General features: G+C 69.8%; 14 protein-coding genes and 1 riboswitch. Of the genes, 11 read left to right on the top strand and 3 right to left on the bottom strand.

Features of this window, described 5'->3' with window-relative positions:
- Positions 1-17: 17 nt before the first annotated feature.
- From VSR71_RS31490 to dmpG, 6 genes are read left to right on the top strand one after another with little or no spacing between them, the layout of a single operon-like run.
- On the top strand, positions 18-1,889 hold the full coding sequence (locus tag VSR71_RS31490) for a bifunctional 3-(3-hydroxy-phenyl)propionate/3-hydroxycinnamic acid hydroxylase (RefSeq protein WP_342917476.1): 1,872 nt from the start codon (positions 18-20) through the stop codon (positions 1,887-1,889).
- 1 nt (position 1,890) lies between these two features.
- On the top strand, positions 1,891-2,832 hold the full coding sequence (locus VSR71_RS31485) for a 3-carboxyethylcatechol 2,3-dioxygenase (RefSeq protein ID WP_342917475.1): 942 nt from the start codon (positions 1,891-1,893) through the stop codon (positions 2,830-2,832).
- Positions 2,833-2,865: 33 nt separating this feature from the next.
- The gene (mhpD, locus tag VSR71_RS31480; protein ID WP_342917474.1) at positions 2,866-3,657 is read left to right on the top strand and encodes a 2-keto-4-pentenoate hydratase; all 792 of its coding nucleotides are present in this window, start codon (positions 2,866-2,868) and stop codon (positions 3,655-3,657) included.
- A 50-nt stretch (positions 3,658-3,707) separates the two neighbouring features.
- Positions 3,708-4,715 (top strand): tripartite tricarboxylate transporter substrate binding protein, encoded by a 1,008-nt coding sequence (locus VSR71_RS31475; RefSeq protein WP_342917473.1) that lies wholly within the window; start codon positions 3,708-3,710, stop codon positions 4,713-4,715.
- 20 nt (positions 4,716-4,735) lie between these two features.
- Entirely contained in the window at positions 4,736-5,686 is a 951-nt protein-coding gene (locus VSR71_RS31470; protein WP_342917472.1) for an acetaldehyde dehydrogenase (acetylating), read from the top strand.
- Positions 5,687-5,700: 14 nt separating this feature from the next.
- Positions 5,701-6,723, top strand: coding sequence for a 4-hydroxy-2-oxovalerate aldolase (gene dmpG / locus VSR71_RS31465; protein WP_342917471.1), 1,023 nt, complete (start codon positions 5,701-5,703; stop codon positions 6,721-6,723).
- A gap of 28 nt (positions 6,724-6,751) precedes the next feature.
- On the opposite strand, the gene VSR71_RS31460 is transcribed toward dmpG, so the two are convergent.
- The 3 genes from VSR71_RS31460 to VSR71_RS31450 all read right to left on the bottom strand — a co-directional run bounded on the left by VSR71_RS31460 (position 6,752) and on the right by VSR71_RS31450 (position 9,602).
- A complete protein-coding gene (locus VSR71_RS31460; RefSeq protein WP_342917470.1) occupies positions 6,752-7,648 on the bottom strand; it encodes a GntR family transcriptional regulator in 897 nt (298 codons plus the stop codon).
- 140 nt (positions 7,649-7,788) lie between these two features.
- Positions 7,789-8,397 carry a glutathione S-transferase gene (locus VSR71_RS31455; protein ID WP_342917469.1) on the bottom strand — a complete coding sequence of 203 codons (609 nt, stop codon included), beginning with the start codon at positions 8,395-8,397 and terminating at the stop codon, positions 7,789-7,791.
- A 251-nt stretch (positions 8,398-8,648) separates the two neighbouring features.
- The gene (locus VSR71_RS31450; RefSeq protein WP_342917468.1) at positions 8,649-9,602 is read right to left on the bottom strand and encodes a LysR family transcriptional regulator; all 954 of its coding nucleotides are present in this window, start codon (positions 9,600-9,602) and stop codon (positions 8,649-8,651) included.
- Between the two features lie 137 nt (positions 9,603-9,739).
- Between VSR71_RS31450 and VSR71_RS31445 the strand changes: the two genes are divergently transcribed.
- From VSR71_RS31445 to VSR71_RS31425, 5 genes are all read left to right on the top strand, one after another.
- A complete protein-coding gene (locus tag VSR71_RS31445) occupies positions 9,740-11,569 on the top strand; it encodes a gamma-glutamyltransferase family protein (protein ID WP_342917467.1) in 1,830 nt (609 codons plus the stop codon).
- A gap of 87 nt (positions 11,570-11,656) precedes the next feature.
- Positions 11,657-12,622: a Bug family tripartite tricarboxylate transporter substrate binding protein gene (locus VSR71_RS31440; protein ID WP_428979480.1), complete on the top strand. Its 966-nt coding sequence runs from the start codon at positions 11,657-11,659 to the stop codon at positions 12,620-12,622.
- A 1-nt stretch (position 12,623) separates the two neighbouring features.
- Entirely contained in the window at positions 12,624-13,184 is a 561-nt protein-coding gene (locus VSR71_RS31435) for a GAF domain-containing protein (RefSeq protein ID WP_342917465.1), read from the top strand.
- 81 nt (positions 13,185-13,265) lie between these two features.
- Positions 13,266-13,417: riboswitch (FMN riboswitch) on the top strand.
- Between the two features lie 75 nt (positions 13,418-13,492).
- Positions 13,493-14,002, top strand: a complete 510-nt coding sequence (locus VSR71_RS31430; RefSeq protein ID WP_342917464.1) for a 6,7-dimethyl-8-ribityllumazine synthase — start codon at positions 13,493-13,495, stop codon at positions 14,000-14,002.
- A gap of 184 nt (positions 14,003-14,186) precedes the next feature.
- Complete coding sequence (locus VSR71_RS31425; protein ID WP_342917463.1) at positions 14,187-14,948, top strand: DUF3348 domain-containing protein; 762 nt, start codon at positions 14,187-14,189, stop codon at positions 14,946-14,948.
- Positions 14,949-14,955: the final 7 nt, after the last annotated feature.

Raw genomic sequence — 14,955 nt, 5'->3', positions numbered from 1 at the left:
ACAAAACGGAGACAGACATGACCCACGCCATCGCCATGGCGGGCGGCGACGCTCGTCCCGACACTGTCGATTGCGATGTCGCCATCGTCGGTGCCGGGCCGGTCGGCCTGATGATCGCCAATATCCTCGGCCTGCAGGGCGTCAGCGTGGTGCTGGTGGAAAAGCTCGCGCAGATCATCGACTATCCGCGCGCCATCGGCCTCGACGACGAAGCGCTGCGCGTGTTCCAGTCAGTCGGGCTGGCGCAGACGCTGCTGCCGCACACCACGCCCAATCACTGGATGCGCTTCGTCACCGCGGGCGGGCGCTGCTTTGCGTCGATCGAGCCGCGCACCGACGAATTCGGCTGGCCGCGCCGCAATGCCTTTATCCAGCCGCTGGCCGACCGCATCCTGTTCGAGGGCCTGCAGCGCTTCCCGCATGTGCGCACGCTGCTGGGCCACAGCGTGGTGTCGTTCACGCATGACGGGCAAGGCGTGCAGGTCGATGCCGCCGACGAGGCCGGCCGGCCGGTGCGCATCCGCGCCGCCTACATGGTGGGCGCGGACGGCGGCAACAGCTTCGTGCGCCGCACGCTCGACATGCCGTTCGAAGGCCGCACCAAGCCCAACCAGTGGATCGTGGTCGACGTGCGCAACGACCCAATCGGGACGCCGCACATCTACATGCACTGCGACCCCGAGCGGCCCTATGTTTCGGCCGCGCTGCCGCACGGCATCCGCCGCTTCGAGTTCATGGTCATGCCCGGCGAGACCGAGGAAGAACTGTCGCGCCCTGAAAACATGGCCGCGCTGATCCGCAAGGTGGTGGCCGACCCCGACAAGGTCGACTACATCCGCAAGCGCGTCTATACGCACAACGCGCGCCTGGCGCGCGACTTCCGCGCCGGCCGCGTGCTGCTGGCGGGCGATGCCGCGCACATCATGCCGGTGTGGCAGGGCCAGGGCTATAACAGCGGCATCCGCGACGCCAGCAACCTGGGCTGGAAGCTGGCGATGGTGGTCAAGGGCCTGGCCGGCGATGCGCTGCTCGACACCTACAGCGCCGAGCGCCGCGCCCATGCGTGTTCGATGATCCACCTGTCGGAGGTGGCGGGCGATATCTTCGCGCCCGCCAGCCGTGCGGGATCGGCGCTGCGCGATGGCGTCACCAGGGTGCTGAACCGGTTCCCCTCGGTCAAGCAGTACTTCGTCGAGATGCGCTTCAAGCCGATGCCGCGCTACGAGCAAGGTGTCGTGCTCTTGCCCGAAGGCCAGCGCCGCGCGCAACCGGGCCTGCTGGCCCGCTGCCTGGAGCGCTCCGGCAACTCCGCGCTGGGCCGCCTACTGGGGCTGATGAGCGAGAAGCGCGAATCGCTGGTCGGCCGTCTTGTGCATGGCCGCGACCCCGCCGGCAACTCGCCGGTTGGCCGCATGTTCATCCAGCCGCTGGTGCGCACCCAAGCCAATACCGTCGAGCGCCTCGACGATGTGATCGGCAACCGCTTCGCCATCGTGGGCTGGGGCACCGATCCCACCTTCGGCCTGACGGCGCAGGCACGCGCGGTGTGGCGGCAACTCGGCGGCGTGTTCGTGCTGGCCAAGCCGGACCCGCAGCTCGAATACCGCGACGACGTTCCCGATGGCGTGATCGCCGTGGGCGACCTGCACAACCGGCTCAAGGACTGGTTCGGCAACCAGCCCGGCTCGGTGGTGCTGCTGCGGCCCGACCGCTTTGTCGCGGGCTTGTGCTCGCCGCAGCAGGTCTCGGATTCAGTGGTGGCGCTTGCGCGCAAGCTGGCCTTGCGTACGCCGGCGGCGGAAGCCGACCCGCGTGCCGCCGCCCGCGACGCCGCGCCTTCGTATGACGCGCAGCCCGCCGCCGTTCGCCAGCTTGCCGCGGGAGCCTGACATGCCGATCCATCTCGAATGCCTGTCGCATACGCCGCTGCACGGCTATTACGACCCCGCGCCTGAAATCTTGGCGGAGGTCGAGCGCCTGCAGGCCGGCGCGCGCGCCCGCGTGGAAGCCTTCGATCCCGAGCTGGTGGTGGTATTCGCACCCGACCACTACAACGGCTTCTTCTATGACGTGATGCCGCCATTCTGCGTCGGCGTGGCCGCCAGCGCCATCGGCGACTTCAACAGCCTCGCCGGTCCGCTCGACGTGCCGCAGGACGTGGCGCTGGGGCTGGCCGAAGCCGTGCTGGCGCAGGACCTCGACGTGGCCGTGTCGTACCGCATGCAGGTCGACCACGGCTGCGCGCAGGCACTGGAAGTGCTGACCGGCGCGCTCGACCGCTACCCGGTGATCCCGGTGTTCATCAACTCGGTCGCGCCGCCGATGGCTAGCTGCCGGCGTGCGCGGCTGCTGGGCGATGCGATCGGCCGCTACCTGTCGCGCCTGGGCAAGCGCGTGCTGGTGGTCGGCTCCGGCGGCATCTCGCACGAGCCGCCGGTGCCGGAGATTGCCGGCGCCAGCGCGGAGGTGGCGGAACGCCTGATCGCGGGACGCAATCCGACGCCGGCTTCGCGCCAGGCGCGGCAGGAGCGTACCGTGGCCGCCGCGCGCGCCTTTGCCGGCGGCGACAGCCACCTGCATGCGCTCAATCCCGACTGGGACCGCGCGTTGCTGGCGCTGCTCGCCAGCGGCGAACTGACCGGCGTCGACGGCATGACCAACGACGGCATCACGCGCGACGCCGGCAAGTCGGCGCATGAGGTGCGCACCTGGATCGCCGCCTTTGCCGCGCTTGCCGCCAGCGGGCCTTATCGCGCGGAACTCGACTACTACCGGCCGATCCCGGAATGGATCGCCGGCTTCGCGCTGATGCATGCCGCGCCAGCACCCTGAACATCGCCTGTACGACATCACAAGGACACAGCCATGCCCGACCAGGAAACCATCCTCGCCCTCGCCGCCCGCCTGCGCGAAGCCGAACGCACGCGCGCGCCGGTAGCGCCGCTGCGCGGCGAGATCGCCGCGGACGACGCCGCCACCGCCTACGCCGTGCAACGCGCCAACGTCGCCGTCTGGCAGGCCGCCGGGCGCCGCGTGGTCGGCCGCAAGATCGGCCTGACCTCGCCCGCGGTGCAGCGCCAGCTCGGCGTGGACCAGCCCGACTTTGGCACCCTGTTCGCCGACATGGTCTACGGCGACGACGAGCCGGTCCCGATGGCGCGCACGCTGCAGCCCAAGGCCGAGGCCGAGGTGGCGCTGGTGCTGCGCCGCGACCTCGACGTGGCCGACGCCACGGTGCTGGACGTGCTGGGCGCGGTGGACTACGTGCTGCCGGCGATCGAGGTGGTCGGCAGCCGCATCGCCAACTGGGACATCTCGTATGTCGACACGGTCGCCGACAACGCTTCGAGCGGGCTGGTGGTGCTCGGCGCCGTGCCGGTGCCGCTGGCCGGCCTCGACCTGAAAGCGGTGGAGATGGAAATGCTGTGCGACGACGAACGCGTCTCGCACGGCAACGGCGCCGCCTGCCTGGGCCATCCGCTCAACGCGGCGGTGTGGCTGGCGCGCAAGCTGGCCAGCCTGCGCGACCCGCTGCGCGCCGGCGACCTGGTGCTGACCGGGGCGCTGGGGCCGATGGTGCCGGTGCAGGCCGGCAAGACCTACGCAGCGCATATCACCGGCGTCGGCACGGTACGCGCGAGATTCGCCGAGCGCTGACACGCCCCGGAAAGCATTCAAGCCATAACGACAGAGAAACGGAGACAACCATGCAACGCCCTCATCGCAACCATTGCCTGCTGGCCAGGCTGCTCGCCCCCTTCGCCATCGGCGCCGCCCTGACCGGCAGCGCTGGCGCGGCAACGGCGCAGGCGCCCGCCTTCCCCAACCGCCCCGTCACCATCGTGGTCCCGTTCCCGGCGGGCGGCATCACCGACATGATCGCGCGCCAGGTCGCGCAGCAGATGCAGAGCGACCTCGGCAAGCCGGTCATCGTCGAGAACCGCCCCGGCGGCGGCGGGCAGATCGCCGCGCTGGCGGTCAAGCGCGCCGAGCCGGATGGGCACACGGTGTTCGTCGCGGCCACCGAGATGTTCGCGATCAATCCGGGCCTGTACCGCAATTTCTCGTACGACCCGCTGAAGGATTTCAAGCCGGTGACGGCGCTGGCGGCATCGCCGCTGGTGCTGGTGGTGCCGCAGAACAGCCCGGCCGGTTCGGTGAAGGACCTGGCGGCGTTGGCGAAATCGCGCGCGGACGGGGTCAATTACGCCTCGCAGGGCATCGGCTCGATCGGGCACCTGCTCGGCGGCCTGTTCGGCGACAAGACCGGCGGCAAGTTCACCCACGTTGCCTACAAGGGCTCGGCCCCCGCGCTGCAGGACGTGATGGCGGGCCAGGTCGACATGATGTTCGATCCCGTCATCACCACCTCGCCGCTGATCAAGGGCGGCAAGGTCAAGGCGCTGGCGATCGCATCGAGCAAGCGTTCATCCAGCCTTCCCGACGTTCGCACGCTGGCCGAGCTGGGCGTGCCTGGCCTGGATGCCGGCGTGTGGTTCGGCATGGTGGTGCGCAGCGGCACGCCAGACGCCGTGGTCGCACGGCTCAATGAATCCGCGCTGAAGGCGCTCAAGGCCCCGGAAGTGGCCAGGCGTTTCGCCGACCAGGGGCTCGATCCGATGCCCATGAGCCCGCAGCAGTTCGGCACCTTCCTCGCCAGCGAAAGCACGCGCTGGAGCCCGCTGGTCAAGGCCAGCGGCGCCAGCGTCGAGTAACCCATCCAAGGAGAATCCCCATGACACGCAAGCTCAAGGCCGCCATCATCGGCTCGGGCAATATCGGCACCGACCTGATGATCAAGATCCTGCGGCATGGCCGGCATGTCGAGATGGGCGCGATGGTCGGCATCGACCCCGCCTCCGACGGCCTCGCCCGCGCGGCCCGCATGGGCGTGGCCACCACGCATGAAGGCGTGGAAGGGCTGGCCCGGCTGCCGGTGTTCGGCGACATCGACATCGTCTTCGATGCCACCAGCGCCGGCGCGCACGTGAAGAACGATGCCTTCCTGCGCGCGCTGCGCCCGTCGCTGCGCATGGTCGACCTGACCCCGGCCGCGATCGGCCCGTACTGCATCCCGGTGGTCAACGGCGCCGCGCACCTGGACGCGCCCAACGTCAACATGGTCACCTGCGGCGGCCAGGCCACCATCCCGATGGTGGCGGCGGTATCGCGCGTGGCGCCGGTGCACTATGCGGAGATCGTTGCCAGCATCTCCAGCAAGAGCGCCGGCCCCGGCACGCGCGCCAATATCGACGAATTCACCGAGACCACCTCGCGCGCCATCGAGCAGGTGGGCGGCGCGCGCCGCGGCAAGGCCATCATCGTGCTGAACCCGGCCGAGCCGCCGCTGATCATGCGCGACACCGTGTACTGCCTGAGCGAGCCGGCCGACCAAGACGCCATTGCCGAATCGGTGGCGCGCATGGCCGCCGACGTGCAGCGCTACGTGCCGGGCTACCGGCTCAAGCAGGCGGTGCAGTTCGAGGAAATCCCCGCGGACGCGCCGCTCAATATCCCCGGGCTGGGCTGCCTTGCCGGCCTGAAGACCACGGTCTTCCTCGAAGTCGAGGGCGCCGCGCACTACCTGCCCGCCTACGCCGGCAACCTGGACATCATGACCAGCGCCGCGCTGAACACCGCCGAGAGCATGGCCGAAGCCATGCTGGCCGAGTCCACTGCGGCCTGAACAGGAACCAAGCCATGAGCACCGACAAAAAACTCTATATCTCCGACGTGACGCTGCGCGACGGCAGCCACGCCATCCGCCATCAGTACAGCGTGGCGCAGGTCCGCCGGATCGCCGCCGCGCTCGACCGGGCCGGCGTCGATTCGATCGAAGTCGCGCACGGCGATGGCCTGCAGGGCTCCAGCTTCAACTACGGCTTCGGCGCGCACACCGACCTGGAATGGATCGAAGCCGTCGCCGACGTGGTCAGCCACGCCCGGATCGCCACGCTGCTGCTGCCCGGCATCGGCACCGTGCACGACCTCAAGGACGCCTACCAGGCCGGCGCGCGCATCGTGCGCGTGGCCACGCACTGCACCGAGGCCGACATCTCGCGCCAGCATATCGAGGCGGCGCGCGAGCTGGGCATGGAAGCGGTCGGCTTCCTGATGATGAGCCACATGACCACGCCGCGGCAGCTGGCGCAGCAGGCGAAGCTGATGGAGAGCTATGGCGCGACCTGCTGCTATGTGGTCGACTCCGGCGGCGCGCTGACCATGGACGGCGTGCGCGAGCGCTTCCGCGCGTTCAAGGATGTGCTCAGGCCCGAAACGCTGACCGGCATGCATGCGCACCACAACCTGAGCCTGGGCGTGGCCAACAGCATCGTCGCGGTAGAGGAAGGCTGCGACCGTATCGACGCCAGCCTGGCCGGCATGGGCGCGGGCGCGGGCAACGCGCCGCTGGAAGTGTTTATCGCCGCCGCCGAGCGCATGGGCTGGCATCACGGCGCCGACCTGTACCAGCTGATGGACGCCGCCGACGACCTGGTGCGCCCGCTGCAGGACCGGCCGGTGCGGGTCGACCGCGAGACGCTGGCGCTGGGCTATGCGGGCGTGTATTCCAGCTTCCTGCGCCACAGCGAAGCGGCCGCTGCGCGCTATGGCCTCAAGACCGTCGACGTGCTGGTCGAACTGGGCCGCCGCCGCATGGTCGGCGGGCAGGAAGACATGATCGTGGACGTGGCGCTGGACCTGCTGAACGGGCCGCCGAACTGACCGCTGGATTGGCCACTGAATCAGCCCGTCAAGGCTCCAGCAGCCGGCTGATCTGCGCCAGCGCGTTGAGCGTGTGCTGCAGGTGCTCGCGCATCGCCTGCGAGGCTTCCTCGTTGCGCCCGCGCGCGAGCAGGTCCAGCACGTGCAGGTGCTGCTTCGCGTGCTCGGGGTAGCGTTCGCGGTCGCGCATCGAGCGATAGGACAGCAGCCGGCGCACGCGGTTGACGCGCCGGATGGTGTCGATGAAAAACGGATTGCCCGACGCCTCGACCAGCGTTTCGTGGAAGCGCACGCCGCGCTCGTGCAGCTGGTCGGCGCTGTCGGTCTCGATGCCGCCTTCCAGCAGGTGCCGCTCGGCGGCGCGCAGCCGCTCGATGGCCTGCGGCTCGAGCCGGTAGGTGGGCTCGAGCAGAGCGGCCGGCTCGAGCGCCAGCCGCAGCCGGTAGGACTGCAGCAGCGAATCGGGCGTGGTCAGCATCGACGAGAACTCCCAGCCATAGCCGGGCTTGCGCTCGCCCCACCCCTCCTGCGCAATCCGCTTGAGCACGGTGCCGAGCTGGGTGGCGGTCAGGCCGTAGTGCTGCCGCAGGTGCTGCTCGGAAACCTGCGTTTCCAGCATGCCCTGCAGCAGGTCTTCGGCAATCTGGAAATACGCCGCGGTGGCCGGGTCGGGCTCGACCAGGCCGAGTTGCGATGCAAACTCCGCGGCCGGCGCCGCCACCGGCCGCGCCAGGAAGAAGCCGCGGTTCTTCTCGCGCGTGAGCACGCCCTTCTCGTGCAGCAGGGAGAGCGCCTCGTTGACGGGCGAGCGCGATACGCGCAGCTTGTCGGCCAGCATCTGCGCCGGCAGGTGCGCGCCGACCGGCAGCCCTTCGGCCTGGATCAGCGCAACGATCTGGGTGGCAATGGATCGGTCGTGGTTCATGGTCTGCGGCCGTGGCGCGGCTTGCATCTGGCGCCGGGGCGCTGCCTGTGCTGGCGGCGTCACCCGGCGGAGCCGGCCAGGCGGGAGCGATGGGTGCGCCAGAAGCTTACCGCAATCGGCGACCGGGCTCCCGCGAGCTGTCATGCGTGGGGCAGCGCGGTGAAGGCTGGGAAGCTTTCGAGCTGCGCAGCGAGCGCCGCCAGGGCCGGGTGCGCCGCCCGGTCGACGTGACCAGGCAGCATCGCCTGGGTAAAGGTCCACACCACGCCGGCGGTCAGCGTGGCCTGGCACACGGCCGCCTCATCGGCCGGCACGGGCATGCGCGCGATTTCGTCTTCCAGCAGCGCAAAGGCGCTGGCACGCTGGCCGTCGACGCGCTCCACCCACGGCTGGTGCACCTTCTCCGCCGGCCGCAGGTTGTGCTCGTACACGTGCTGCACGGCCTTCTCGCTGGCCGCCAGCGCCAGGCCGATGGTGCGCAGCGCGCGCTGGCGGTCGTCCAGCGCAGCCGGCATCAGGCTGCGGCCGGCCAGCGCTTCGGCGTAGTCGATGATCAGCGTGGAGTCCATCAGCACCACGCCGTTGTCGCACACCAGCGACGGGGCCTTGACCACCGGGTTGATGGCGCGGAACTGGTCGAAGTTGCGGAACACCGAGACGGATTCGTGGGTGAACGGCAAACCCAGCAGGCGCAGCGTGATGGCGGCACGGCGGACGTAGGGGGAATCGAGCATGCCGATGAGTCGCATGGGTATGGCTCCGGGTTGGGGGTGGTTGTGCGAGCCTGATTATGATCGAGCACGCGCTATCATCGCCAGCGGTTTGCTCCCCTCTCCCGCGAAGTGGGAGAGGCCGGGGGTGAGGGCGGGCGCGGGCATACCGATGGGCTGGACTTCGTTGACGCTCCGGCCCTCACCCCCCACCCCTCTCCCGCAAGCGGGAGAGGGGAGCGTTTGCGCGGGATGTCGGCAGGCGCCAATGCCTTCGCAAACCCGGCGCCTTATCCATCCTCCCACCGCAATGTCCCCAACGCCGCCACCAGCGACACCACCACATCGTCCTCCTGCGCCTGCCGCCGCCACATCACCCCCACCGGTGGCAAATCCCAGCTCAGCGCATGCGGCAAGACCGCCGCGCCCCCGCCCTCGACCAGCTCCCCGGCCACCGCGCGCGGCACGATGGCGGTGGCCGCCGCGTGGTTGCGCAGCAGGGTGGCCATGGTCTTGATCGAGTAGGTTTCGACGATCGGCACCGGCTGCGCCACGCCGGCCACGGCGAAGATGGTGTTGATGGTGCGCCGGATCGGCGTGTTCGGCGGCGGCAGGATCCAGTCGCGTTCGGCCAGCCGGTGCCAGTCGAGCGGCCCGCGCCCGAGCCGGCCGGCGGCCGCGGCGGGCACCACCAGCGCCGGCTCTTCGCGGTAGAGCGGCTGCTGGGCGATGTCCGCGCCGGGCGCGTAGAAGGTCCGCGCCACCACGCAATCCAGCTCGTGTTCGCGCAGCGCCGCCACCAGCTCGTCGGTGGTGCCCTCGCGCACCAGCACCGAGACCCGCGGCGACTGGGTCAGGCCGAAGCTGCAGGCGGCATCGAGCACGGTACGGCTGATGTACGGGATCACGCCGATGCGCAGCCGTCCCGACATGCCTGCGCCGATCGCCGCCAGCTCGCGCCCCAGCGCGTCGGTATCCGCCAGCGTCAGCCGCGCATGCGCCAGCACTGCACGGCCCGTGGGCGTGGGCTCCAGGCCGCGCCGGGTGCGGGTGAACAGCGGCACCATGAAGATGTCCTCGATCTCGCGCAGGGTCTTGGTGACGGCGGGCTGCGACAGGTTCAGCTCGGCCGCAACGCGCGACACCGAGCGCTGGCGCTCCAGCGCCAGCAGCAGCGGCAGGTGCCTGAGGCGCAGGCGCGAGACGAGGTTGTGGACCAGCTTGTCGGGGGCGGCAACGGACACGAGGAATCCTGAATCGGGGCGGGAATGTGGTCTTACCAGATGTCGTATTACCAAATCGTAATACGATGATAACTAATCAGGCGCTCACGGTTATTTCGCAATCCTATACTGGCTCGCATCACCGGAGCTGCAATCCCATGTTCACTACCCGCCCCGAAATCGTCGGCACCTTTGGCGTTGCCGCCTCCACCCACTGGCTGGCCACGCAGACCGCCATGGGCGTGCTGGAGCGCGGCGGCAATGCCTTCGACGCCGCCGTGGCGGCCGGCTTTGTGCTGCAGGTGGTCGAGCCGCACCTGAACGGCCCCGGCGGCGAAGTGCCGATCATGTTCTGGAGCGAGCGCGAGCGCCGCATGCGCACCCTGTGCGGCCAGGGCCCGGCACCGGCGCTTGCCGATCCCGCCGCGCTGCGCGCGCAGGGTCTGGAACTGATGCCTGGCATCGGCCTGGTGCCCGCCACCGTCCCCGGCGCCTTCGGCGCGTGGCTGACGATGCTGCGCGATCACGGCACGTGGTCGCTGGCCGACGTGCTGGCGCCCGCCATCGGCTACGCGCGCGACGGCTTCCCGCTGGTGCCGCGCATCTCGCGCGCGATCCTGGCGGTGCAGGCGCTGTTCCGCGACGAATGGCACAGCTCGGCGGCCACCTGGCTGCCTGACGGCAAGGTGCCGCGGCCCGGCAGCCTGCATACGCTGCCGGTGCTGGCCGATACCTACACCCGCATCGTCGAAGATGCCCAGCGCCGCAGCGACAGCCGCACCGGCCAGATCGACGCCGCGCTGGATTGCTGGTACCGCGGCTTCGTCGCCGAGGAGATCGACGCGTACTGCCGCAACACGCCGGTGCGCGACACCACCGGCGACAAGCACACCGGCCTGCTGCGCTACGACGACATGGCTGGCTGGAGACCCGAGGAAGAGGATCCGGTCACACTCGACTTCGGCCGCTACACGGTGGCCAAGTGCGGCATCTGGAGCCAGGGTCCCGTGTTCCTGCAGCAGCTCGGCATGCTGCGCCACGCCGGGCTGGCGCAGCATGCGCCCGATTCGCCCGAATTCGTGCACCGCATTGCCGAGGCCACCAAGCTGGCCATGGCCGACCGCCTGGCGTGGTACGGCGATCCCGGCTTCACGCGGAGTCCGCTCGCGGCACTGCTCGACGACGGCTACCTGGCCGCGCGCGCGCAGCGCATCGGCGAGCGCGCGGCGCTGGCGATCGACCCCGGCACGCTCGATGGCGCCGCGCCGCGCCTGCCCGACCTGGGCGCCGCCGAGCGCACGCTGCGGCAAGCCGACGTGCGCTTCGGCGTGGGCGAGCCGACCTTTGCCGAGTTGCCGCCAGTGGCCGAATGGGCCGAACGCGAGCTCTTTGTCGGCGACACCTGCCATATCGACGTGATCGACCGCCACGGCAACATGGTCGCGGCCACGCCGTCGGGCGGCTGGCTCTCGTCGAGCCCGACCATCCCGGCGCTCGGCTTTGCCCTCAATACCCGCCTGCAGATGACCTGGCTGGAGCCGGGCCTTCCCAACACGCTGGCCCCCGGCAAGCGCCCCTGCACCACGCTGTCGCCGTCGCTGGCGCTGCGCGACGGCGAACCCTACATGGCGTTCGGCACCCCCGGCGGCGATCAGCAGGACCAGTGGTCGCTGGCATTCTTCCTGCGTCATGCGGTGCATGGCATGAACCTGCAGGAAGCGATCGACGCACCCGCCTGGCATATCGACCACTTCCCGGGCTCGTTCTGGCCGCGCCAGACCGTGCTCAACCGCATCAGCGTGGAATCGCGCTTCCCGGCGGCGACGCTGGCGGCGCTGCGCGAACGCGGGCACGAAGTCCGCGTGGGCGAGCCCTGGTCCGAAGGCCGCATGTCGGCATGCTCGCGCGAACGCGACGGGCGCGGGCGGCTGGTGCTGCGCGCCGGCGCCAATGCGCGCGGCATGCAGGGCTACGCGGTGGGCCGCTGAGCGGTGGGGCGCTGACGATTCGATGCATGACAGCGGACCGCAACAGGTCCGCGCCAGTACCAAGGAGGAAGGAAAATGCGCGCAGTAATGAAAACCCTGCTGGGCGGCGTGGCCGCGCTGGCGATGTGCCTGGCGGCCCCGGCCGGCGCCAGCGAAGCCTGGCCGCAGAAGCCGATCACGCTGATCGTGCCGTGGGCCGCCGGCGGCTCGACCGATATCCTGGCGCGCGTGCTGTCCGAGCACCTGACGCGCTCGCTCGGCCAGCCGGTGATCGTCGACAACAAGCCGGGCGCTTCCGGCAACATCGGCTCGGCCATGGTGGCGCGCGCCAAACCGGACGGCTACACGCTGCTGGTGGGCTCGATGAGTACCCACGCCATGAACCCGGCGCTGATGTCCAACATGCCGTTCCGCGGCGTGGATGACTTCACGCCGCTGGGCCTGCTGGCGTACGTGACCAATACCATGGTGGTACACCCCTCGGTGCCGGCGCAGAACGTCAAGGAGCTGGTCGCCTACGCCAAGGCCAACCCCGGCAAGCTCGCCTACGCCAGCGCGGGTCCGGGCTCCACCAACCACCTCAGCGCGGTGCTGTTCGAGAAGATGGCCGGCATCCAGATGCTGCACGTGCCGTACAAGGGCGGCGCGCCGGCGGTAGTCGATACCGTGGCGGGCCAGACCCAGCTGCTGTTCTCGGCGGGCACGCAGACGCTGCCGCACGTCAAGGCGGGCAAGCTGCGCCTGCTGGCCGTGACCGAGAGCAAGCGCTCGCCGCTGCTGCCCAACGTGCCGACCGTGGCCGAGACCCTGCCCGGCTATGAGCTGGCGGTCTGGTACGGCGCCTTCGGGCCCAAGGGCATGCCCGCCGAGCTGACGGCGCGGCTCAATCGCGAGATCAACACCGTGATGGCGCTGCCTGAAGTGAAGGCCAAGATGAACGCCATCGGCGTCGAAACCGCGACCTCCACGCCGCAGCAGTTCGCCACCATCCTGCGCCGCGATGCCGACCGCTACGGCAAGCTGATCCGCGAGTTGGGCATCCAGGGGGAATGAGGTGAGCCAGCTGAAGCACGCCACCGCGCCCCCCGTCCCGCAAGCCGGCGCGCCGCTGGAAGACGGCGGCTCCCTGATCGCGCAGGTCAATTTGCTGTGCGACGCGCTGCAGCAGGCGCGCGGACCAGCCGCGGCGCTCGATGCCATCGGCGCGGCCACGCTGCGCACGCTCGGTCCCGGGTTGCTGACGATCAATGCCTGGCATGCGGACGTCCACCGGATCGAACGGCTGTGGTCCTCCGACACCACCGCCTATCCGGTCGGCGGACACAAGACCAAGGGCGACAGCCCGTGGCGCCGGCAATTGCTGGAGCGCGGCGAAGTCTTTGTCGGCGAGGGTGACGACGCCCTGGCGGCGGTGTTCGACGACGTGCAGGTGCTCCGCAAGCTCGGCTGCACGGCGGTGGTCAATGTGCCGCTGGGCTTGCATGGCTCGGTGACCGGCACCTTCAACTACCTGGCCGACCGCGCGATCTGGTCGGCAACCGAGGTGGCAGCGCTCAGGCTGCTGGCGGCGCTGGCGGTGGCGCCGGTGCAGGCGCTGGCCGCTGCGCGCACCTGACGACAGCGTCCGCCAACACCGAACGCCGCGCTGCGGTATGATTCCCCCCGCCGCGTTGAAAGCGCAACAAGCACAACGCGGCAACGTTCTCAGGGCAGGGTGAAAGTCCCTACCGGCGGTGAAGGCGTCTGACGCACAAGCCCGCGAGCGCCCGGCATGCCCACCTGCCGGGGTCAGCAGATTCGGTTCAAATCCGAAGCCGACGGTGATAGTCCGGATGAAAGAGAGCGAGCAAAAATGCCCCCGTCTTCACGGGGGCAAGTCTCGTGCGCCCTGATTCTGGCCAACTCCATCCGTACAGGAACACCATGAATCAGCCTGTCTCTGCTTTCCAGCGTGCCACCGCACCCGCGGCCGGCTTTTCCCTTCCCGAAGGCAAGCGCATTGCCTACATCCATGCCCAGTGGCATGCCGATATCGTCCACCGCGCGCGCGACGCGTTCGTGGCCGAAATGGCAAAGCTGGGCGTCACCGCGGATGTCATCGACATCTACGATGTCCCCGGGGCCTTCGAAATCCCGCTGCATGCGCAACGGCTCGCCAGGTCCGGCAAGTACGCCGCCATCGTCGCCAGCGGCTTTGTCGTCGACGGTGGCATCTACCGGCATGAATTCGTCGCCGATGCCGTCATCAGCGGCCTGATGCGCGTCCAGCTCGACACCGAGGTCCCGGTGTTCTCGGCCGTGCTGACCCCGAAGAGCTTCCACGAGCACGACGAGCACCATCGCTTCTTTGCCGAGCATTTCGTGGTCAAGGGCCGCGAGGCGGCGCACGCCTGCATGCGCACGGTCGCGTCGCTGCAGAAGCTTGCGGCCTGATGCGCTGAAGGGGCGGGGCCGGGCTGTTCATGCCCGCGGCATGGTCATGGATCATGAACAGCGGGATTTCCTGAACCGCACGGCTCGCCCACGGCGGCATCCCTTGCCGCCACTCCCCTCCCCCAGATACTGCCGTCCGCCTCCCAGAGGCGTGTAAACTGCTGGCTTTTTTAGACCCGGCGGTATGTCCCAAGAGCCCCGGCGCACAGGTTTCAGCGGTCCGACGCTAGTCCGGCTGCTGGCGCGCCTGACCGACGCCGACGCCCCACCACCTGCAACGTCACTTTCCGGCCAGCTGAGCCAATGGCTGGGCTGGCCGGATGCGATCGCCCTGTCGGCGGCCTTGAAAAGCGCGCCGGCCGCGGCGCCGGCCGGTGCGCGTGCCTGCGGCGCCACTGCCGAAGAGCAGGAGTGCGCACGCGTGCGCGCCGCGCTGGCCGACGCCATCGCCGGCGACAACGCCCTGACCGCGCGCCGCCGCGGCCCCGGACGGCCGGCGGCGCTGGCCGAGGCCGTGGATGCGCAGGTGGACTACGCCATCTACCGCCACCGCTACGTGTCGCAGCAGCAGGCCATGGAGACCGCGATCGGCGCGTTGCGCGGGCGGCTGCGGGCGGCCTTGTCTACGCGCGCGCCGGACATGGCCCGGCTGGCGATGGTCGATGCCGTGATGGAGCGCGTGCTGGGCGCGCGCGAGCAAAGCGTGCTCGGCAGCGTGCCGACCCTGCTGGAAGGGCATTTCCAGCGCTTGCGCCAGGCGGAAGCCGCGGCGCTGGCCGAGGCCCAGGCCGCCGCGATGCCGATCGCCGCGAGGCCGATCATCGCGGCCGCGCCCGGGGCGTGGCTGGCCGTGTTTCGCAAGGATATGCAAAGCGTATTGCTGGCCGAGCTGGAAATACGCTTCCAACCCGTCGAAGGATTGCTCGCCGCCCTGCGTGGCAGCTGACCAGGAT

Source organism: Cupriavidus oxalaticus (assembly GCF_038900635.1).
Taxonomy (GTDB): domain Bacteria; phylum Pseudomonadota; class Gammaproteobacteria; order Burkholderiales; family Burkholderiaceae; genus Cupriavidus; species Cupriavidus oxalaticus_B.
Note: the sequence above shows the minus strand (reverse complement) of the source record. Positions and strands in the feature narration are given on the sequence as shown.